The sequence below is a fragment of the Rhizobium sp. Root1203 genome (genome assembly GCF_001424945.1).
In the GTDB taxonomy this organism is placed as follows: domain Bacteria; phylum Pseudomonadota; class Alphaproteobacteria; order Rhizobiales; family Rhizobiaceae; genus Rhizobium.
The window spans coordinates 814,063-834,985 of record NZ_LMCW01000012.1 but is presented as its reverse complement, the minus strand read 5'-3'; the positions used below and the strand labels follow the sequence as shown (position 1 = coordinate 834,985).

Here is a 20,923-nt window from a genome sequence, read left to right as displayed (position 1 = left end):
GCAGGAATGGAGGCCGGGGCGAAAGCTCCGGCCTTTTACTTTTGGGCGCGCAACGCGAGCCAGCGCGTCGGCTTGCCGTCGTAGCCGCTGCCGTCGCTTTCGCTGATGGCGGCGTCGTGCCAGCCGGTGCGGTTCAGCATGCCGGAGAGCAATTCCGCCGAGGGATAGTTGTAATAGCGGCCAAGGCCGTCGTGCCCCTCGGCATCTCCGGCCTTGAAAGTGGCATGAAAGGCGCCCGCTGGCCTCAGCGCTGGTCTGATGCGCTCGATGACGTCGGCCAAGGATGCACGCGGCACATGCAACAGGCTCGCTTCGGCCCACACGCCGTGGAATGTCTCGTCAGCATCGAGTTCCTCGAACGCCATGATCCCCACGGGGCGTCCAAGCAGCGCCTCCGCCTGGCTTGCGAGCTCTGCGGACCTATCCGTCGGCGTGACGTCGAAACCCTTGGACAGCATGTAGGCGCTGTCCTGACCGCCGCCGCAGCCGAGTTCGAGTATGGCAGCGCCTGGAGGCAGCATCGACAGGAAAGTGTCGAGGCGCCTGATCGGCAGGTTGCGCGCCCGCGCGGCATAAGCTGTTGCGTGCTCTCTGTAAAAGGAAGACGTCGTGTCGTCGGGCACAGCAGTTCGATCCATTGTTCGTGGCTGAGGCCACGATACGACGGTTTCGTCGCTGCCGCACTGGGCAAAGGTGCTGAAATTATCACCGCACCCGTGCAAGAGAATTTATATCGAGCGCCGTCCGCTGAATGCGTGATAGAGCCAGAGGACTACGACAGCGCCGATGACCGCGACGACGAGGCTGTAGATATTGAAGCCCGTTACGCCGGCAGCCCCGAAAAACGTGAAGATGACGCCGCCGACTATCGCTCCGACGATGCCGAGGACGATGTCCATGAGCATTCCGGAACCGCTCTTGTTGACGATCTTGCTGCCAATAAAGCCGGCGATGAGGCCAAGAATAATCCACCCGATAACAGACATCTCTCATTCCCCTCCTTGATTGGTCGAATATTCCGACCATCTCCACATTTAAGCTAAATGGATGGATCAGAAATTCAAGGCTCAGCCGGAGCCAATGCTGTTGTTTCACTCTTCTTGCCAAGAAAATCGAAAAGGAGAATAGCATGGGAATCTTTGACGACGCCGTCCCCGGCGGCAGTATATCAAAACCGATCATGATCGCGCTCGGCGCCTTACTTGTCGGCAAGCTTCTCGGCGGCGGCAAAACCCAGGAGGATCCGGCCGCGCAGCAGGCTAATCCTCAGGCCGGCGACAGCGGTCTGCCTGGCGGACTTGGAGACCTGGCGGGAGGGCTCGGCGGGCTTGGTGGCCTTGCGGGAGGGCTTGGCGGACTGCTCGGCAAGCTGGCAGAGGCAGGGCAAGGCGACACTGTCGATTCCTGGGTCAAACCCGGCCAGAACAAGCCCATCGCGCCCGGCAATCTGGAAAGCGCACTCGGTTCGCAGACCATCAGTGACCTGGCTCGCCAGGCAGGGATCAGCGAGCAGGAACTGCTAAAGCAGCTTTCGACCGTTCTTCCTGGCGTGGTCGACAAACTGACGCCGCAGGGGCAGCTTCCGAGCCGGGATCAGATTGCAGCCTTGTTTCGCTCCTGACGCGGTCTTCGGCCGATTTTCGTCGGCCAAAGAGAGTGCCCTGCCTCCGCTCGGGGGCGGGGATTTTCTTGCTTTTTTTCCGGTCGCCGTCCTCTGTTTTTTGGAATAAAAGGCGCGGCAGTTGTCACGGTAGCAATCAAATAGGTCAGTAATGTTGACTTATCATTTGTTGCGTGGTTCTGTCGGTTAAAGACAAAAAATTACGAGGAAGCCCTATGTTGAACTGGGACAATATCTTTGCAACCCGCTCGTCGCGGATGCGTGCATCTGAGATTCGCGAACTTCTCAAGCTTCTCGACCGTCCGGACATAATTTCGTTTGCCGGCGGTATTCCGGATCCGGCGCTGTTTCCGGACAAGGAGTTCAAGCAGGCCTACGCCGATATCTTCGACAGCGCTGCCGTCAATTCCGCCCTGCAGTATTCGGTGAGCGAGGGTTACAAGCCGTTGCGGGAGTGGCTGATCACCCAGCTCGCAGCGCTCGGCATTCCTTGTGAACTCGACAATGTCTTCATCGTCTCGGGGTCGCAACAGGGTCTCGACTATCTCGGCAAGCTCTTCCTGTCGCCGAACGACACGGCATTGGTGACCTGGCCGACATATCTCGGCGCGCTGCAGGCTTTCAATGCCTATGAGCCGTCCTACGACCAACTGACACCGAACGGCAATCGAACACCCGATTCCTATCGTGCGCAGGCCGCAGCGGCCGGCGGCAAGGTGAAATTCGCCTATCTGTCTGCTGATTTCTCCAATCCGACCGGCGAAACCGTCGATCTGGCGGGGCGCGAAAAGCTCATCGATCTCGCCAACGAGATGGATATCGCGATCATCGAGGATGCGGCATACCAGTCGCTGCGCTATGACGGCGATCCTGTCCCGCCGATCCTGGCGTTGGAGATCGCCCAGAAGGGACATATCGACGATACCCGCACGATCTATTGCGGAAGTTTCTCGAAGACACTGGCGCCCGGCCTTCGCGTCGGCTTCATCGTCGCCAACGCGCCTGTCATTCGCAAACTCGTATTGATGAAGCAGGCGGCGGATCTGCATTCCTCGACCATCAACCAGATGGCGATCGCCGAGGTGGCACGGAAAGGCTTCGACGCGCAGGTCGCGAAGATCAAGGCTGCCTACAGCAAGCGCCGTGACTGCATGCTGGCGGCGCTCGAAAAGCACATGCCGGAAGGCACCAGCTGGACGAAGCCGGAAGGCGGCATGTTCATCTGGGTGACGTTGCCGAAGGGCATGGACGGCGCCAAGCTCCTGGCGAAATCGATCGAGAGCGCCAAGGTGGCCTTCGTTCCCGGCCGCGCGTTCTTCGCAGACGGTTCGGGCGAGAATACCTTCCGCATCAGCTTCTCGTCCAGCAACGAAGCCAGGATCGAGGACGGCATCGCTCGTCTAGGCGCATTGATCACAGGCGAAATCGGCGGCAAATAGGCCGCCGATTTTTGTGCGGCTATTGTGCCAGGTGAGGGCCGAGCAGTTCGAGATCGGCCTCACCAAGCCTGTCGGCTGCCGTATTGCGCTGATGCCAGTAGGGATAGAGCAACGGCAGCAGGCTGACGTCGTCCAGCCGCTTGCGTTCCTCGTCCGATAGCTTGAGCTCGGCCGCCGCAAGGTTGTCCCTGAACTGGGCCTCGGTGCGCCCGCCGATGATCACCGACGTCACGGCCCTGCGACCGATGAGCCAGGCGAGTGCGACCTGGGCTGCCGAGACGTTGCGTTCCTCGGCAATCGATACCAGCGTTTCAACAATGTTCCAGAGACGGTTCTCGTCGCGGATCGGGGGTTCCGTCCATCCGGCGAACTGGCGCGTCCCTTCGGGAGCGGCCTGGTTGCGGCGATGCTTGCCGGACAGCAGGCCGCCGGCGAGTGGGCTCCAGACGAGCACGCCGAGCCCTTGGTCGGTGCTGATCGGCAGCAGCTCGTTTTCGGCATCGCGTGCTTCGAGCGTATAGTGAATCTGTTGGCTGACGAAACGTTCGCGCTTCTCCCGCTCGCTGACGCCGAGCGCCTTCATGATGTGCCAGCCGGAGAAGTTCGAACACCCGATGTAGCGCACCTTGCCCTGGCGGACGAGGGTATCGAGCGCTTCCATGGTTTCTTCCAGCGGCGTCTGGCCATCCCACTCGTGCAACTGGAAAAGGTCGATGACGTCTGTCCTGAGCCGCCTAAGGCTGGCTTCGCACGCGTTGATCAGATGATACCGCGACGATCCTGCGTCGTTCGGGCCGCTGCCCATCGGAAAACGGGCTTTGGTCGCGATAAGCACGCCGCTCCTGCGCGGCCCTCCGATGATCTCGCCAAGGATCTCCTCAGACACGCCTTGCGAATAGACATCCGCTGTGTCCAGGAGATTGACGCCGGCGTCGACGCACATGTCGACCAGCCTTCGTGCCTCGGCGACGTCGAGATCGCCAACGGTCTTGGCCCAGCCCTTTCCGCCAAAGGTCATCGTACCCATGGTCAATGTCGAGATCTTGAGGCCTGAACGGCCGAGCAAGCGGTACTCCATGTACCTTCCTCCAATTCCCAAAACGAAAGTGTGAGACGCTAGAAGATAGGGGCGCCGGCATTCGGTCAAGTACGTCCCATCTATTCCGCACTGCCAAAGCGGATTGTCACAATCATGTTGTCAGCCATGACTATGAAACGGCTCTTCCATCACCCGAGGGCAATATCATGAAGATCATCGTTTCCGCTGCCGCGCTTGTCGCCGCGAGCCTCTTCACCGTCCCGGTTTCGGCCGGCAACCTCGTGCTCTATACGAGCCAGCCGAACGAAGACGCGCAGGCAACCGTCGATGGCTTCATGGCTTCAAACCCCGACATCAAGGTCGATTGGGTCCGCGATGGCACGCCGAAGATCATGGCAAAGCTGCAGGCCGAGATCGCAGCCGGCAATCCGGTTGCCGACGTGCTGCTGATCGCCGATACCGTCACACTGGAGCGCCTGAAGGAGGCCGGCAAGCTGCTTGCCTACAAGTCTCCGGAAGCAGCGAACTACGACGCTGCGCTTTATGACGCCGACGGCTACTACTACTCCACGAAGCTCATCACGACCGGCATCATCTACAACACGGCCGCCTCGCTGAAGCCGGTGAGCTGGAAGGACCTGACCAAGCCGGAAGCCAAAGGCCTCGTCACCATGCCGAGCCCGCTGACATCGGGTGCTGCGCTCATCCACGCGCAGACGCTTGCCGGCGTCGATGGCCTCGGTTGGGATTTCTACAAGGATCTCGCCGCCAACGGCGCGACGGCTGCCGGTGGAAACGGCGCGATCCTGAAGGCCGTCGCTTCGGGCGAGAAAGCCTATGGGATGATCGTCGACTATATGCCGATCCGCGAAAAGGCGAAGGGTGCGCCGGTCGAATTCGTCTTTCCGGCAGAGGGTGTTTCCGCCGTTACCGAGCCGGTCGGCATCCTTTCCAGCGCCAAGAATGCGGATGCAGCGAAGAAATTCGTGGACTACGTGCTGTCGGAAAAGGGCCAGGAAGGTTTCCTGGAGCTTGGCTATATCCCGGCCCGCACCGGCATGAAGGTTCCCGAAGGCTTCCCGGCGCGTGAGAGCATCAAGGTTCTGCCGATCAATGCGGCGGCTGCACTGAAGAGCACCGATCAGGACCTCAAGACCTTCTCCGGCATCTACACCTCGAACTGATCGCCGCAGACGAAATGTACGGATATGTTCGTCCCGGAAGCAGCCAGCCCGCCTGGCTGTTTCCTTCTGTCGTCATTGTCGTCCTGATCCTCAGCGTGCTTCCGCTCGCGCGGCTGGCGGCAACCGGCATTGCGGCACTTGCCGACGGTGGTGCAATCGCTGTGCTGACGGATCCGGCACTCTGGTCGGCGACCTACTACACGCTTGTCACCGCCGTTCTCGGCACCGTCATTTCACTGGTCATTGGCTGCGCCTTCGCCTTCGTCCTGACGCTCACAGACATAGGCGGGAAGGGCGTGCTCAGCTTCCTCTTCGTTTTGCCGATGATGATTCCGCCGCAGGTCACGGCGCTTGCCTGGGTGCAGATGTCCGGACCATCGAGCCCGCTGCTGAAGGCACTGCATATCGCCCCGCCGCTCGGCTCGCCGCAGCCGCTCTACTCGGTCGGCGGTATTGCACTGCTTTATGGCGTCCAGCACGCGCCGCTCGTCTATCTCGCGCTGCGCGCAGGTCTTATGGCGTTGCCGCGCGACGGCGTGGAGGCGGCGCGTCTTTCGGGCGCCACGAGCCTCCGCGTCTTTCGCGACATCATCCTGCCGCTGTCGCTGCCCGGAATCATTGCAGGTGCTGCGATTTCCTTCGTTTCCTGCACCGGCAATTTCGGCATTCCTGCCATTCTCGGCATTCCGGCGTCGATCTATACGTTGCCCACGCTGATCTTTACGAAGTTCTCGGCCTTTACCAGCCGCACGTTCGGCGAGGTGGCTCTGCTCTCGGCGATCATTGCTGTTATCTCCGTTGCGGGCCTTGCGGTTCAGGATCGCGCACTGCGCGGCCGCGACTATCGCATGCTGGGCCTTTCCGCCGCGCCGGTGAGCTTCGAACTCGGGCGCTGGAGGTTTCTCGCTGCGCCCCTTCTCTGGTTGACGGTGTTCTTCGTCTTTGCGGCACCATTCTTCGCACTTTTGGCCGGTGCCCTGGTGCCCGCCTACGGCGTGCCGCTGACGTTCAACACGATGTCGTTCAATGCCTTCTACGAAATCCTTTTCCGACAATCGGTGACGCGGGCGGCGTTTGCCAATTCTATCTCGCTTGCGTCAGGCACCGCCGTATGTCTCCTGGTGGTGACCGTGCTTACAGCCTACGCGCTGACGTGCCGGAGGGACGCGCTGAGCCGCGTCGTTTCCAGGGCAATCGAGATACCCTATTCGTTGCCTGGCATCGTCATTGCGGTGTCGTTCATCCTTGTTTTTGCGGCGCCGATCCCTCTCTTTCATGTGACGCTGTACGGTACAATATGGATCATCCTTCTTGCCTATCTGTCGAGCTTTTTCGCCGTCAGCCTGAAACCGGTCGTCAGCGCTTTCCACCAGCTCGATCCGGCGCTCGAGGAGGCAGCTCGGCTATCCGGCGCCGGCTTTTTCCGCCGCCTGAAGGACATCATCGTGCCGCTGATCGCGCCGGCTGCCGGTGCGTCGGTCATCCTCGTCTTCCTGATCGCCTGCAACGAACTCACCATATCGGCGCTTCTGTGGTCGGCGGGGACGCAGACGCTCGGGGTTGCGATTTACAATCTCGACGACAGCGGCAGCTCCGATCTGGCATCCGCCCTCTCGGTGCTCGTCGTCGTCATGGTCGTTTTCATGATGCTGCTTCTTGAACTCATGGCAAAGCGGCTACCGAGGGGTGTGGTGCCGTGGCGAAGCTGATCCTCAACCGGCTTGCCAAGGATTTCGGCACCGGGCGCGCAGCCGTCAGCGGGTTTTCGCTCGATGTGCGGGAAGGCGGCTTTCTGGCGCTGCTCGGTCCGTCGGGTTGCGGCAAGACCACGGTGCTTCGAATGATCGCCGGGTTCGAGACGCCGACGGACGGTTCGATTCACCTCGGCGAGCGCTTGCTTGCTGATGCGGCGCAATCACTGCCGCCGGAACGGCGCAACATGGCGATGGTGTTCCAATCGTACGCGTTGTGGCCGCACATGAGCGTCGCCGACAATGTCGGGTATCCACTGAAGGTGAGGGGCATCTCCGGCGAAGCGTATCGGCAAAAGGTGCTTGAGGCGCTTTCCACGGTCAGGCTGGCAGACTACGCGCAACGGCGCCCGGCCGACCTGTCGGGCGGGCAGCGGCAGCGGGTGGCTCTGGCGCGCTGCCTGGTGACATCGCCCGACGTTGTGCTGCTCGACGAGCCGCTCGCCAATCTGGACCGGCATCTGAAGCAGGAGATGGAGGAGACGTTTCGCGAGTTCCACCAGCGGTCCGGCGCCACGATGGTCTATGTCACGCACGACCAGAGCGAGGCGATGGCGCTCGCCACCGATGTGGCGGTGATGTCGGAAGGGCAACTGTTGCAGGTGGCGCCGCCGGCCGAAATCTATGCCCGCCCGGAAGGCCGCATTGTCGGCGGCCTGATCGGGCGCGGCGCGATCCTTTCGCTTCCGTCTCCTGGCGGTGACATCAGGCGTCTCGACTGGGACGCGATCGCACCGCTGATGGCCGTCGATAGGTGCAACGGTCCCCGAGCGGATATTCTCGTCCGGCAGGAGGATGTCGTCCTCGATACCGAAGGAGCAACGGCAACCGTGGTATCCGTCCTCTACGAGGGGGAGCGCTACGCCTCCAGGCTGTGCCTCGCCGACGGACAGACGCTGCGTGCGTTCAGCCGCAAGCGGCCGCGGGTCGGGGAAGAGGTACGGGTGGTCATTCGCAGCGCCTGGCGATTGTGATGGTTGATCGGGTCTTTCCGAACTGGTCGTTCGTCTCTACAAATGTCGCAATGCCAATCGGAAATGCCTGATGTCGCTACGCATTGCTACGTTCAACGTCGAAAACCTGATGACGCGTTTCGACTTTACCGGGTTCCGCAACCAACTGCGCCAGGATCGCGTCATCAAGCTTTTCGAGGTTCGCAGCGAAGGTGTCTACCAGCAGCTCGAGCAGGCGCGTGTGATCGCCTCGACTGACGACACCCGCCAGATGACGGCACTGGCGATTGCCGATGCGGACGCGGACATCCTGTGCCTGCAGGAGATCGACAACATGGAGGCGCTGCAGGCCTTCGAATACGGCTATCTGTTCCGCATGGTGGGAACCGGCTATCGGCAGAAATACCTGGTCGAAGGAAACGACAGCCGCGGCATCGACGTCGCCGTGCTGATGCGCGAGGAGACGAGGGACGGCCAGAAGATCGAGCTCAAGGAGATCAAGAGCCACGCGATGACGACCTATCGCAGCCTCGGCCTCTTCGACGACGAACTGGCCCTGACCAACCACATCGACGACAAGGTATTCAAGCGCGACTGCCTGGAGCTCGATCTTCTGATCGGCGGGGTGCCGATAACGCTGTATGTCGTTCATTTCAAATCGATGGGCAGTCCCCGTGAGGGGCTCGACGGGCGCCGCTACACCATGCCCATCCGGCGCGCCGAGGCAAGTGCTGTGCGTCGCATCATCGAAGACCGTTTCGGCGCAGACCAGACATCCGCCAAGCGCTTCGTCATCTGCGGGGATATGAACGACTACCAGGAGCGCGTCGACGTGGTCGGCCGCCGCCGGACCGGCTACGCGTTCCAGCATCAAGACGAAAGCGAGAGCGCGCTCGATGTCTTCAGCCGGGACGGTTTTGCCGAAAACGTGGTTCGCCGCCGCGATCCGCTCGATCGCTGGACCCTCTATCATGCGCGCGGGCCGGAGGAGCAGTGGCTGTGCCAGCTCGATTATCTCTGGCTCTCTCCCGCGCTTGCGAAGACGAACGCTGGGCGGCTTCCGGAGATCATGCGGCATGGCCAACCCTATCGCACGGTGTTTCCACCCGGACAGGAGGTAGAGCGCTATCCCCGAACGGGTTGGGATCGGCCGAAAGCCTCGGATCATTGCCCCGTCGTCATGACATTGGATCTCATATGAACGTGTATTTCTCGGAGGACTTCAGCGGCTGGCCTCCTGAACAGACAGTCTTTCCGATTGCGGGGATAGATCTCAGGGTTCTCCCAGGCGACCACCCCTTCTATGTCGCCGAACGGGATGCGATCGCGGAAAACTGGGCAAGGGAAACGGCTGCGAATCCCGCGCTTTTCGATGGCCGCATGATCTTCCAGAAGCGGCTTTCACTGAGCGACAAAGGGATCGCGGGCGAAAGCCACGTCATTCCATTCTCAACCTTCATGTGGTGGCGCAGGCAGCCCAAGCGGCTGGGCGGAATTCACCTTTTTGCCTACCCGGTCCTGGAGACATCCGACGGCGCGCTCGTGGCGATCCGCATGGGGCCGCACACCGCCAATCCCGGGCAAGTCTATTTCGCGGCCGGCTCGCTGGAACCTGAGGACGTGTCGGGCGGATGTTGCGACATCGAGAGCAACATGCGCCGCGAAGTGCTGGAGGAGACTGGGCTCGACCTTTTGGAAGCGCGCGCCTGCGACCGCTATTTCGCCAGCCACAACAGACGCACTGTCACCGTGCTGCGCCTTTTCAAATTCGACCTCAGCGCCGACGATATGATCGCGAAGATTCATGCGCACATGCTGGTCGCCGAAGACAAGGAGATCGCAGGTGCCGTGGCAATCCGTTCCGCGGATCCCGCAGCGCATCCCTACAATGTTGCGATGCTTCCCGTCATCGATTGGTACTTCCATCAGAGGCAGCTTGCGTAACGCCTTGCGCTCGCGTCGGCGGTCGGGCAGGTTGGCGGCACGAGGACCTGAGACAAGGAGGCCGATGTGGCGCGCAGCTACAGCGTCTACGACGTGTTCACCGACCGCAGGCTGGCGGGCAATCCGCTTGCTGTAATATTCGACGGCGACGGGTTGAGCGATGAGGCGATGCAGGCGATCGCCAAGGAGATGAACCTTTCCGAAACGGTCTTTGTGCAGGCATCCGAAAATCCCGCCTACACCGCCAGGATCCGCATCTATACGCCCGGCCGCGAGCTACCGTTCGCCGGCCATCCGACCGTCGGGGGGGCGATCGCCCTTGCCGAAAAGCAGCACGGCGACACCACAATGGATCTGGTGTGTGTCCTTGAGGAGAATGTCGGGCCGGTGCGCTGTGCCGTGCGACTGAACGTCGGCGAGGCGAGCTTCGCGGAGTTCGACCTGCCGCGCAAATCCCGACAGATCAATATGCCGCTCGACAGACCCGGCATCGCCAAGGCGCTTTCCCTGAAGACGACGGATATCGGGTTTGAAAACCATGTGCCGTCGCTGTGGACCGCCGGCGTGCCGTTCCTCATGGTGCCCGTGCGCGATGTCGGCGCGGCACAAAACCTGGATTTCGATCCGCAGCTCTGGGAAGCGATGGTCCCCTTCGTCGACGGCGCGCTCGCCTCTGCGTACATCTACTGCCGCGGCGGCGTGAACCATGTGGCGAAGTTTCATGCGCGCATGTTCGCCAGCGGCATGGGCATCCTGGAGGACCCGGCAACAGGGTCCGCAGCGGCGGCACTGTCCGGCGCGATCCATCACTTCGACCGCCTGACGGACGGCCATCACGGTGTGATGATCGAGCAGGGCGTGGAGATGGGGCGTCCTTCCTTCATCCATCTGCACATGGATATCGAAGGCGGCGCGATCTCGAACGCGCGCATCGGCGGCCAGGCCGTGCGTCTCGCCAGCGGCACTCTGGACCTTTGATTTTGTTGAATTTCAGCCATGCACAAAAAAATCGAGATAGATCGAAGATTTTTCGGAAGGGCGCTAGACAAGCCGAACGATCCTGTTTATACGCCCTCTCACACCGCGAGACGAAGCGGTTACGGGTGATTAGCTCAGTTGGTAGAGCAGCTGACTCTTAATCAGCGGGTCGTAGGTTCGAGCCCTACATCACCCACCATTATCCTCTTGATATTGTTAGCTGATTGGCGACGCTGCAGGTTTTCTGCGGTACTCGGATTCCATGTCGAAGATCGCCCTGACCGGGTTCTTCGAGCACCGACTTTCTGTCGATTTATCACGGCATTCTGGCGCAATCCGAGGAAGACGATCCGCTCCCCTCCGAAGGGCTTGAGCGCCTCTTTGCTGTCATTGAGCAGGACCCGCTCGATCCATTCGCGGCAAGCCGAGTAAATGCGCTTCGAGCGTACTCACTATTCACATGCGAAGAACGTCGAGTAATTTCCGACGACTGAAACGCTGGCGTATCGCAGGTTCGGCCTGAGCAGATTCTTGTTGTGGGCAGAGGAATTCTTCCACCCAGAAAAAAGATGTTGCGCATTCTGGTATCCGACACCGACATTTTCAGCACAGATTCCCTTGAGCCCGGCGGCTCTGGCCTGGGCCGATCTTTGGCGAAAGCCGTCGTGGCTGATGGCGCTACGGGCCGCCTGATAGCGGCTGTGTTCCGTGGCCAACGCCTTCAACGTGCTATTTGCCACGAGGGCAGGCAGGCCCCGGCTCGTCCGGTAAGAATTGATGAGGGTCAAGGTTTGCGAGCCGAAATCGCCCGGCCTGGTCGGCGGCTGCGCTGCACCGATGGATGAACCTGCAATCAGAACCGCACCTGCAATCGTCTGTAGGATTTTCATTTCCGGTTTCCCCTGCTCGCCATCAAAAGGTTTCATCCACCTTTTTCAACGATGCGCGGCAGTGAAAGTTCGAGGCCGCGCGCAGAGCGGCGGGGAGCAATCAACGAACCGGGCAGTCAAAACAGCGATGGCAGTAATATTGCATATCATTGCTTGCGGTCTCGCTGATAGATATTGGCGCGATCGGATCTTCCGGCAATTGTGGAGGAACGCCTGTGCTTAAACCTGGCACACTCCTGCTATTATGCGCGGCGCTGTATGTTGCCGTCGTATTTTTCGCCATCGTATGAAGTTGCCCCCTCCGCCAGTGGTGCGCAGAGGCTTTCGTGCCACAAGGGAATTCCGGTTTCGACGGACACGATCGGGTCTGATGTGAAGATTGGTCTCCCGGCCGCCAGCAAACGGTCTAAAATCATTCTGTCCATCTGAACGTGAAGCCTTGTCAATCCGGCGCAGTTGTAAACGTGCCCAGATGAATTCGGATTGATGCCGGTGATGATCACCGCCGGCGCGCCGTGGAAAAGTGCAAGAAGAACCGCATTGATACCATTCGAACACTTCGCGTCGGCGTCGATCTCGAGGGAGCAAACCCCTGCCACTCTGTCGAGCAGTGCCATTCGTTCGTATCGGTCCACGATGTAGAGATGCTCGTACCCATAGTTGAAGGACTTCAACCCTCGCTCCAAACGCAAACGGTCGTCCTTCCGCCACAGCAGGACGTACAACGCCTTGGTCCGCTGTCCGGACAAGACCCTTCTTACTTCCTGCGCGTTTTGAGTTGTGCCTTCAACCTGATTGAACATCATCAGCGTCACATCAGGAGACTTGATTCCCCAGCCGGATGTAACTGATTGCGAGCCGTTTATGGTAATGAGAGTGAATTGATCGTTGAATCCCACCGGTCGGTGGGACACTGGCGCCGAGCCGACGACAACCACGGGACCACCGAAGCCAAAAGGTGCCGGAGGAGGCATTGGACGCGAAATCTTATATTTTATCGACCTGTAGAGATAGGTTCTAAGATCTGCAAGTGAATATACCATCAGGTCGCCTCCGGTGGATTCGGTCCGGTTTCTCTGAAAGACTGCTGGTATTACTGCCGACCTACGCTTCGCTACCCATTCGACGGCAAGGCTGGCCTCATCAATACTATGTGTGCTCGCAACTGCGGAGTTGATACGAAGACTCTACAAGCGGCAAGCGAAACGTCGACTTACTCCCAACCGTCACTTTAGCTTTTCCTTATGTGTGACATAGTTGCAACGTCCGAGTATGCAAGTAGCACACGCACACCAATTCTGGCGTTTCCGACAGGAAATTCTGAAGGACATCCAGGTTTTGTCAGGCGTGGGGGCGCTGCAATGAATGCGATGACGCGAATGCGCGGCTTATGAAGCCGCCGCCTGTCAGATCCCCTGTTGCGGCGCGTCTGCTTCGTCTTGCGTAACCGCCACGGGATATCCGTCTGGCTCCCTTCGGCCGGCAAGCGATCTGATGGAGAAAAGCGCATAGACGATCAGCGGCAGACAGACGAGATAGGCGGTTCTGATGCCGGCGTGTTCGGCGATGAAGCCGAGCAGTGGGGGGGCCAGGAAGAAGACGACGAACGACATCTGGCCAAGCGCCGCGACGTTGACATGCGCCGGCCTGTCGATGCGCTGTGCGGCAGCGGAGACCGCCAGCGGGTATACGGCGCTGCACCCGACACCCATCAGCGCGAAGCCGAACAGCGCGATATAGGGGTAGGGTGCTGCCCAGACGGCGCAGACGCCGGCGGCGGCAAGAATGAGAAGCACCGTCGCAACGACGCGAGCGCCAAAGCGATCCACCTGCGGATCGACGAACAGACGTGCGCCTGCCATGAAGAAGGTGAACAGCGTCAGGCCAAGCCCGCCGACGAAGGGCTCGGAGGCAAAGACATCGCGCATATAGATCGCCGACCAGTCGATGCCTGCGCCTTCGACAAGAAAGGCGGCTACGCCGATCACGCAGAGCGGCAGCAGGCCCCATGTCGGCAGCGCGATCAGCGGTGCCCTTGATTTCTCCTGCAGTGTCCGCTCCGGCGCATTTTGCATGCCGGAGATCGCCCAGGTTCCGACGACGGCGACAAGCGTAAACGTCATGGCAAGGTGCAGTTCCATGGAAATGCCCGCCTGCCGGATCGCCGAAGCGACAAGCGCCGTCAGGAAGAACCCGAGGCTCCAGAAGCCGTGTGCCCTGTTCATCACCCCGCGGCCCAGTTGCGCCTCGATGCGGTCGATCTCGACATTGAGATTGATCTCCAGCGCGCCTGCGAGGAGGCCTTCGCCGATCAGGATGAGAAATACAAGCGGCGCGCTTGCCATCCATGGCACCGTCGCGAGAAGGGCAGAGGTTCCCAGTACGGTGATGAAAGCAGTCGTGCGGGCACCGAGGCGGGCGATGATCGGGGACGCGAAGGTGAGCGACGTCAGGGCACCGATTGCGGCACCGATCAGCGTCAGTCCAAGTTCGGATCGATCCACCCCAAGCGCCATCTGAAGGTCCGGCATGCGTGCCAGCAACGCCCCCATCGACACGGCGAACAGGAAAAAGCAGATGTAGATTCGGTGCTGCGGCGCAAGCTGCATGAAGAAGCTCCGGGACGTGTAGGCAGGAAAACGCAAATAAGGTTCTAGGTTCGCGGTAGGGAGTGCACAACCCTGAATCAATGCTATCGCTATTCGAAGCAGGGCTGACTATCGCGCTGGTTTGTATGGAGCCGCCTTCCTCGCGCGAACCTTTCCGCCAGGAACCTGTGCGTTCAGGCGGCAGATACTCATGCGGCTTCAGGATAACGCTTGCAATTCGGTGGCGATTGCTGATCGACTGCAGGCACGACGTGTGGTTCACAACGAGAGTATCATGAGACTGTCTGCCTGCATCGAATGGCTGTTTGCAGCCGAAGCTGAGAACTTCGCCGACCGCATCCGGTTGGCCCACAAACACTGCGTCGAATCCGTGGAATTCTGGAGATGGACGGACAAGGACCTCGGGAGCATCGAGTGGGCCCTGAACGAGACGGGCATCGAGCTGACGAGCTTTGTCGCCGAGCCGATGATCGCGCTGACCGATAGTGCCAACAGCGCCGCCTTCATCGAGGGACTGAAGCGCTCTGTCGAGGTGGCGCGGCGTCTCGGCGCGCATACGCTGATCGCGCAGGCCGGCGACGACCTTGCGGGCAAGTCGCGCGAAGAACAAAAGGCAGCGCTGATCGCGACACTGACGAAGGCCGGCGAGGTGCTGGACGGCAGCGGCGTTCGCCTCGGCGTCGAACCGCTGAACACGCTGATCGACCACGTCGGTTATTTCCTGCCCTCGACAAGCGAGGGTATCGAGATCGCCAGGGCGACTGGTCGCGCCGAGATCGGCATCATCTACGACGTCTATCATTCGGCCGTGATGGGCGAGGATACCGCAGCGGTGATCGGCAGGGATATCGACCGGGTGTTCCACATTCACATCGCCGACCATCCGGGCCGCAATGAACCGGGAAGCGGTGCGATCGACCTGAAGACGCGCGTCGATTGGCTCGTTGCGAATGGATATGCCGGGGCGGTTGGACTGGAATATCGGCCCAGCGTGGGAAGTGCAGAAACGATCGAAGCCACGCGGCGATTGCTTGGCTGATTTCACTGTGGTCACAATCTCGCGCCCGCAGGCATTTCATTCAACGTAGAGGCTCCCCATCTAACTGACGTAGGAATTCCTTTTGCTGTTAGAGGTCGCCGCGACCTTTGTGGAGTGATGCCCATGCAATCGTTATCGAACCCGGCTTTGAGCGTACCCGATCAAAGCGCGGGGGTCTGGCCGACAAAGAGGAGAAGCATCCTCGACTGGCTGGTGAACGAAACGCGCAACGAGCGCTTTATCGACAACATTCTGGTGCAGATGTGCTCGAAGCTGCGGGAGGAAGGTGTTCCCGTGGCGCGAGCGACGATGCATTTCCGGACGCACCATCCCCAATGGCTGGGCGCCCGCATTCTCTGGAGTACAGGGATGGCGGAGGCCAAGATCGCGACCTTCGGCTACGGTATCGAAAGTACGCCACAGTTTCTGAAGAGCCCGGTAAACGAGATCTTCAGCGGTGCGACCGAAGTTCGCCAGAACCTCGAGGGGATGCGTGAGGGCGATGGCCACTACGAATTCTACGACGAGCTGCGGCACGAAGGCCTGACCGAATATGTTGCCTGGCCGATGGAGCATACGTTCGACAAGCGTCACATCGTGACCTTTTCCAGCGACCGACCGGGTGGCTTCTCCGGTGACCACATCGCGTTTCTCCAGGACCTGCTGCCGGCGCTGACGCTCGTTACCGAGATTCGGCTGAAGAATATCCTGGCGCGCACGCTGCTTCAGACCTATGTCGGCCCGCATGCCAGCGAACAGATTCTCGCCGGAGCGACGACGCGCGGCAGCGGCACGACAGTGGGCGCGGCTATTCTGATCTGCGATCTGAGGGACTTCACGACAATATCGGACCACTGGCCGCGCGACAACGTGATCGAACTCCTGAACGACTATTTCGACGCGATGTCGGAGCCGATCGAGAAACATGGCGGCGAAATCCTGAAGTTCATGGGCGATGGAATGCTGGCGATCTTCCCGCTGAGCGATCCCAAGGCCTGCAGCAACCTGCTGGCGGCTATTCAGGAGGCCGCGGTTGCGATGGCGGCGCTGAACGAACGGAACGAGCGGGACGGTCGCGAGGTGCTTCGCTACGGCATCGGCGTCCATGTCGGCGATGTCATGTACGGCAACATCGGATCGCGCAGACGGCTCGACTTCACGGTAATCGGACCGGCCGTCAACGTCGCGTCGCGCCTCGAAAGCCTGACCAAGGAGATCAAGCGCCCTGTGCTTTTCTCGAAGGCCTTTGTGGACATGGCGGAATGCAAGACGGGAATGGACAGCCTCGGATCGTTTCCGTTGCGAGGGCTCGGCGAGCCGGTCGACGTCTTTGCTTTCCCTTTGCGCCAGGCATAAGAGCTCCTCGCGTGGGTGTTGCCATTACCTCAGGTTGAAGTACTGTGCCATGCGTTAAACAAAAACGCGATGACGACCATGCCGATAGTGACTCGACATCTCATCGACCGGGGTGACGGAGCAACGGTCGAGCTTTTTCAAGCTCAGGCTTCGAGCGAAACGCCCACAGGAGCAATCCTCCTGGTCCACGGCAATCAGGGGGGTAGTCTCCTTGGAGCCACAGAGACCGTCGATAATGGAGCACTGCTTCGATTCTGCTCTGGTCTGAACATCACCGCGGCGGCAGTCTCGCAGCCCGGTTTTGGCGCTTCAGACGGGCCTCCAGATTTCTGCGGTCCACTGACCCAGCGGGCGATCAGAGCTGCTCTCGCCTTCCTGAGGAACCAGCCGTCCGTCAATTCTGACCGTATTGTTCTCTATGGCATCAGTCGCGGGGCCGTTGCGTCGGGAATGGTCGCCACCCAGATCACTGATCTGCGAGCAGTCATTCTATCTGGCGGCGTTTACGACCTTCGAGCTGCTTATCACGAGAGTTCACAAGGCCTGCGGTTGGCTATTGAAAAAGAAGCGGGCCTCTCGAGAGAAGCCTTTCTGGCTCGCTCTGCGCTGCATCACGCATCTGAATTTCGGTCGGAGACGATGTTGTTGCATGGCAGGTATGACGACCGAGCTTCTGTTGCCCAAGCCGAACTGTTTTCAAAAGCTCTTTCCGACGCGGGAGTCCCTGTTGAGCTTCATGTATTTGAATGCGGACATCGTATTCCAAGGGGCCACGCCCGGAATGCTCTTGGTCACTTCCTGCAAAGGATGTTCGCTCGCGTGGTCACATATCACTAGCCAGAACGAACAGAGCGCCAAGTGTGAGGCCGACAAGCGGCAGCGGCGTGAAATAATATAGCAATTTCGGAGAATTACGAGAGAAGATGGCACGCCCTAGGGGAGTCGAACCCCTCTTCCCAGAATGAAAATCTGGTGTCCTAACCGATAGACGAAGGGCGCTTCCTTCGTGGTGGCGCCCTTATGCAATTTCGATTTTCTGCAAAAAAATGACAGGAATTTCCTGCGACGGCGAAATCTCGATTAGCCCCAATGAATCAATTGGCTAGGCGTAAGTACTCGCACTTCATGGCAGTCGCTGACGTTGCGTCGCTCGGGCGCCGCGGCTGACGTCAGAGTGCCCGCGCGGTTGCGGTCGGGGATGCCCTGCCGCCGCAGCCCCAGTTCCAATCCCGGTTCTTCCCGGTGTCGAGGTGAACGGAGTCGGTGTGACAGTAGGTGCCGACACCGCCGCGGTCGGGCAGCGACCGGATATAGCTGGCGATGTCCCACTTGGAGATGCCGTCGACCTGAATATCTGCTGCATCGCAGGTCTTGTGCATCGATTCTTCGGCGCCGCCGACCATGCGATTGTGTTCCGGATCGCGGTAGCCCGACGTGACGACGACCGGCTTGCCGAAGTGCCCCTCGACGGCCTTGATGACGTTCATCAGGTCGGGTTTGAAACAGCCGACCTCGACCTTGTCGTTCTGCACGTGCAGGCCGTTCGGCGCGATGCGCGTCATGCCGGGCATCGATGCTTTCTGAAGCAGGCCAGACAGGCTGCCGAGAAGGTTTTGCTTCGGAGCGCTGTACAACGCGTTCATCGTTTGCCCGGGAAGCGCGCCCGTTGCCAGCGATGCCGCCTGGACGGGCGCTGTCTGCGTGCTGGTATTCTGCGAGGATTGCTGCGGGAGAACGACCTCGCCCTGCGGCGTCTGTTCCGGCGGCATCTGGGTGCTGTAGACGCTGGACCGGGCGGGACTGACGCCGACCGGCGCGTAGGCGTTGCCGCCGGAATCGAGCACGGTCGATGTCGGATTGTTCTGCGGCGCCGTCCGGACCGAAAAGATGCTCATTGCCTGCGCATTGATGCCGGTCGATTGCATCGCCAGGCCGCCGATATTGGCGGGAGCCGATGTCGCCGAGCCGGCGGCCACCGCTTGCGCGCCCGGCGTTTGGGTCGTTCCTGCTGTCTGCGCGCCGGAGACGTTGGAGACCATGGGATCCCGATAACCGGGCTTTGCGGCCGCATTGGAAGCTGCGGTCTGTTGTTCCAGGGCCGGATCGACCGGCCCAGCCAAGGCTGCCGCGTCTGCCGTCTTCTTGTCCGAGACGCAGCCGCTCAGCATCAGAGCAGATGTGGCAAGCAGAAGTGCCACCCCGATGGGTGTGCGCTTTTCAACAGCGAGCAAGCGAGCGTTCTCCAAAAAATGAAGGCGAGCGGCGCTCACATCACGCCATTCGTCTGGTGTCGGCTGGAGGATGCCCGCAGCTCCGGTACGCGGCAAGCGCGATCCGGGCGCAGTTGCCCGAAATCGCAAAAGCCGCAAGCCTCGCAAAAGCCTCGGCCTACCAGGAGCCCGTATTACCCATCGACGCCCAGGGTTCGGCTGCCGGCAGGCTGCCGCCCTTCTGCAGAATCTCGATCGAGATTCCATCCGGCGAGCGGACAAATGCCATCCGGCCGTCGCGGGGCGGGCGATTGATGATGACGCCGTTGTCCATCAGTTTCTGGCAGATCGCATAGATATCGTCGACCTCGTAGGCGAGGTGACCGAAGTTGCGGCCGCCCGTATAGTCTTCGGTATCCCAGTTGTAGGTGAGCTCCAGGCATGGCGCGCCCTTGGCGCCAGCGTCGCCCTGGTCGGCGGGAGCGGCGAGAAAGACGAGGGTGAAGCGGCCATTTTCGTTCTCTGAGCGGCGGATTTCCTCCAGGCCGAACAGCGTTGTATAAAAGTGAAGGGAGGCGTCCAGATCCTTCACGCGGACCATGGTGTGGAGATAACGCATTCTGTTTCCTCTCTAAATACGGCGGCGTCCGTTATGTGGCGGAACGTCAGCTTCGGGCAAGACACCGGGGTAAGATTAGGCGCAGGAAATAATCGAAAAGTAGGACTTGCGCTAATCCGTTACCAACATGTTAATCTTGATCTCAAGAATCAGTTAACCGTAACAGTGTGACGCGTATTGAGGGGCTGGCGAAATGGCTGACAGAATTTCATCAAAGGAATTCACCGACCTCGATCAACTCGCGGGAGAAGCGGTCGAACTCATTGAAATCACTGGCATCGTCAAGTGGTTCGACGTCGCCAAGGGCTTCGGCTTCATCGTGCCCGACAACGGGATGCAGGATGTTCTTCTGCATGTGACCTGCCTCAGACGCGACGGATACCAGACAATCTTGGAGGGGACGCGCATCGTAGCGCTCATCCAGCGCCGTGATCGTGGCTATCAGGCGTTCAAGATACTTTCGATGGATCAGTCAACAGCGGTACATCCTTCGCAGCTGCCGCCGGTCCGCACTCATGTGCAGGTCACGGCGACGAGCGGGCTGGAGCGGGCGCTGGTCAAGTGGTTCAACCGCACGAAGGGGTTCGGCTTCCTGACCCGCGGCGAGGGGACCGAGGACATTTTCGTTCACATGGAAACGCTGCGCCGCTTCGGTCTGACCGAGTTGCGCCCGGGACAGGTTGTCCTGGTGCGATATGGCGACGGCGACAAGGGCCTGATGGCTGCGGAGATCCATCCGGACGTTCCAAGCCCGGTCAGCCGTGCGCACTGATGCGTGTATCATTGTCCCATAGGATCATAAGCGCCCTTGCGGCGCTTTTTTTCATCGTTGCGCATCCGGCTTTTGCACAACAGCCGATGAAGTTCGGCAAGGAACCGCTGATCATCCTGACGGCTTCCGGCAAGCCGCTGAATTTCACGGTCGAGGTCGCCGATACCAACGAACTACGCCAGCGCGGTCTGATGTACCGCACGGAGATGGCGGACGACGCCGGAATGATCTTCGATTTCGGTTCTCCGCGGCGCGTGCAAATGTGGATGGAAAACACCGTTCTGCCGCTTGATATGCTTTTCGTCGATTCGACGGGAACAATCCGGGGCATCAAAGAGAATGCCGTGCCCTACTCGAGGGACATTATCGATTCGGTGATCGAGGTGAAATACGTCATCGAGCTGAATGCCGGAGCAACAGCGAAACTCGGCATCAAGCCCGGCGACAAGGTCATGAGCGCGACAACGACCAAAAAGAAATAGTCTATGCGGGATAGGCGCCGCCCGAATCCCGGGCGGC

The 20,923-nt window shown here is 60.2% G+C and carries 21 protein-coding genes and 2 tRNA genes; 14 read left to right on the top strand and 9 right to left on the bottom strand.

The genetic code is table 11. From position 1 onward, the window contains the following. Window positions 1–35: 35 nt before the first annotated feature. A complete protein-coding gene (locus ASC97_RS14800) occupies window positions 36–623 on the bottom strand; it encodes a class I SAM-dependent methyltransferase (protein ID WP_057469377.1) in 588 nt (195 codons plus the stop codon). 105 nt (window positions 624–728) lie between these two features. After that, entirely contained in the window at window positions 729–986 is a 258-nt protein-coding gene (locus tag ASC97_RS14795; protein WP_057469049.1) for a GlsB/YeaQ/YmgE family stress response membrane protein, read from the bottom strand. Window positions 987–1,129: 143 nt separating this feature from the next. Between ASC97_RS14795 and ASC97_RS14790 the strand changes: the two genes are divergently transcribed. Continuing rightward, a complete protein-coding gene (locus ASC97_RS14790; RefSeq protein WP_057469048.1) occupies window positions 1,130–1,621 on the top strand; it encodes a YidB family protein in 492 nt (163 codons plus the stop codon). 215 nt (window positions 1,622–1,836) lie between these two features. Beyond that, window positions 1,837–3,060 carry an aminotransferase-like domain-containing protein gene (locus ASC97_RS14785; RefSeq protein ID WP_057469047.1) on the top strand — a complete coding sequence of 408 codons (1,224 nt, stop codon included), beginning with the start codon at window positions 1,837–1,839 and terminating at the stop codon, window positions 3,058–3,060. 19 nt (window positions 3,061–3,079) lie between these two features. Here the strand turns inward: ASC97_RS14785 and ASC97_RS14780 are convergent, their stop codons facing one another. Continuing rightward, window positions 3,080–4,138 (bottom strand): aldo/keto reductase, encoded by a 1,059-nt coding sequence (locus tag ASC97_RS14780; RefSeq protein WP_057469046.1) that lies wholly within the window; start codon window positions 4,136–4,138, stop codon window positions 3,080–3,082. Between the two features lie 167 nt (window positions 4,139–4,305). Here ASC97_RS14780 and ASC97_RS14775 point away from each other — a divergent pair, with 167 nt between their 5' ends. From ASC97_RS14775 to ASC97_RS14745, 7 genes are all read left to right on the top strand, one after another. Beyond that, complete coding sequence (locus ASC97_RS14775; protein ID WP_057469045.1) at window positions 4,306–5,283, top strand: ABC transporter substrate-binding protein; 978 nt, start codon at window positions 4,306–4,308, stop codon at window positions 5,281–5,283. Between the two features lie 14 nt (window positions 5,284–5,297). After that, window positions 5,298–6,992, top strand: a complete 1,695-nt coding sequence (locus ASC97_RS14770; protein ID WP_057469044.1) for an ABC transporter permease — start codon at window positions 5,298–5,300, stop codon at window positions 6,990–6,992. Beyond that, the gene (locus ASC97_RS14765) at window positions 6,980–8,008 is read left to right on the top strand and encodes an ABC transporter ATP-binding protein (RefSeq protein ID WP_057469043.1); all 1,029 of its coding nucleotides are present in this window, start codon (window positions 6,980–6,982) and stop codon (window positions 8,006–8,008) included. Before ASC97_RS14770 ends, ASC97_RS14765 begins: the two co-directional genes overlap by 13 nt. Before the next feature lie 70 nt (window positions 8,009–8,078). Beyond that, entirely contained in the window at window positions 8,079–9,188 is a 1,110-nt protein-coding gene (locus ASC97_RS14760) for an endonuclease/exonuclease/phosphatase family protein (RefSeq protein WP_057469042.1), read from the top strand. Then, a complete protein-coding gene (locus ASC97_RS14755) occupies window positions 9,185–9,931 on the top strand; it encodes an NUDIX hydrolase (RefSeq protein ID WP_057469041.1) in 747 nt (248 codons plus the stop codon). Before ASC97_RS14760 ends, ASC97_RS14755 begins: the two co-directional genes overlap by 4 nt. 66 nt (window positions 9,932–9,997) lie before the next feature. Beyond that, on the top strand, window positions 9,998–10,909 hold the full coding sequence (locus tag ASC97_RS14750) for a PhzF family phenazine biosynthesis protein (protein ID WP_057469040.1): 912 nt from the start codon (window positions 9,998–10,000) through the stop codon (window positions 10,907–10,909). Between the two features lie 123 nt (window positions 10,910–11,032). After that, window positions 11,033–11,108 (top strand) — tRNA-Lys (locus ASC97_RS14745). 253 nt (window positions 11,109–11,361) lie between these two features. Here ASC97_RS14745 and ASC97_RS14740 read toward each other — a convergent pair. The 3 genes from ASC97_RS14740 to ASC97_RS14730 form a co-directional block, all read right to left on the bottom strand. After that, a complete protein-coding gene (locus ASC97_RS14740; RefSeq protein WP_244481468.1) occupies window positions 11,362–11,835 on the bottom strand; it encodes a CAP domain-containing protein in 474 nt (157 codons plus the stop codon). A 206-nt stretch (window positions 11,836–12,041) separates the two neighbouring features. Further along, a complete protein-coding gene (locus ASC97_RS14735; RefSeq protein WP_244481467.1) occupies window positions 12,042–12,842 on the bottom strand; it encodes a membrane-anchored protein in 801 nt (266 codons plus the stop codon). A gap of 363 nt (window positions 12,843–13,205) precedes the next feature. Further along, window positions 13,206–14,408 (bottom strand): MFS transporter, encoded by a 1,203-nt coding sequence (locus ASC97_RS14730; RefSeq protein WP_057469039.1) that lies wholly within the window; start codon window positions 14,406–14,408, stop codon window positions 13,206–13,208. 274 nt (window positions 14,409–14,682) lie between these two features. On the opposite strand from ASC97_RS14730, the gene ASC97_RS14725 reads away from it, so the two are divergent. The 3 genes from ASC97_RS14725 to ASC97_RS14715 all read left to right on the top strand — a co-directional run bounded on the left by ASC97_RS14725 (window position 14,683) and on the right by ASC97_RS14715 (window position 17,640). Beyond that, entirely contained in the window at window positions 14,683–15,447 is a 765-nt protein-coding gene (locus tag ASC97_RS14725; RefSeq protein ID WP_057469375.1) for a TIM barrel protein, read from the top strand. A gap of 123 nt (window positions 15,448–15,570) precedes the next feature. After that, window positions 15,571–16,803: an adenylate/guanylate cyclase domain-containing protein gene (locus ASC97_RS14720; RefSeq protein WP_057469038.1), complete on the top strand. Its 1,233-nt coding sequence runs from the start codon at window positions 15,571–15,573 to the stop codon at window positions 16,801–16,803. Between the two features lie 69 nt (window positions 16,804–16,872). Next, a complete protein-coding gene (locus ASC97_RS14715; RefSeq protein WP_057469037.1) occupies window positions 16,873–17,640 on the top strand; it encodes an alpha/beta hydrolase family protein in 768 nt (255 codons plus the stop codon). Window positions 17,641–17,727: 87 nt separating this feature from the next. Here the strand turns inward: ASC97_RS14715 and ASC97_RS14710 are convergent. The 3 genes from ASC97_RS14710 to gloA all read right to left on the bottom strand — a co-directional run bounded on the left by ASC97_RS14710 (window position 17,728) and on the right by gloA (window position 19,632). Next, window positions 17,728–17,802 (bottom strand) — tRNA-Glu (locus ASC97_RS14710). A gap of 170 nt (window positions 17,803–17,972) precedes the next feature. After that, the gene (locus ASC97_RS14705; protein WP_057469036.1) at window positions 17,973–19,034 is read right to left on the bottom strand and encodes a YcbK family protein; all 1,062 of its coding nucleotides are present in this window, start codon (window positions 19,032–19,034) and stop codon (window positions 17,973–17,975) included. 157 nt (window positions 19,035–19,191) lie between these two features. Continuing rightward, on the bottom strand, window positions 19,192–19,632 hold the full coding sequence (gloA, locus tag ASC97_RS14700) for a lactoylglutathione lyase (RefSeq protein WP_057469035.1): 441 nt from the start codon (window positions 19,630–19,632) through the stop codon (window positions 19,192–19,194). A 193-nt stretch (window positions 19,633–19,825) separates the two neighbouring features. Between gloA and ASC97_RS14695 the strand changes: the two genes are divergently transcribed. Both ASC97_RS14695 and ASC97_RS14690 read left to right on the top strand, forming a co-directional pair. Continuing rightward, window positions 19,826–20,404, top strand: a complete 579-nt coding sequence (locus tag ASC97_RS14695) for a cold-shock protein (protein WP_057469034.1) — start codon at window positions 19,826–19,828, stop codon at window positions 20,402–20,404. Then, window positions 20,404–20,886 (top strand): DUF192 domain-containing protein, encoded by a 483-nt coding sequence (locus ASC97_RS14690; RefSeq protein WP_057469033.1) that lies wholly within the window; start codon window positions 20,404–20,406, stop codon window positions 20,884–20,886. Before ASC97_RS14695 ends, ASC97_RS14690 begins: the two co-directional genes overlap by 1 nt. Window positions 20,887–20,923: the final 37 nt, after the last annotated feature.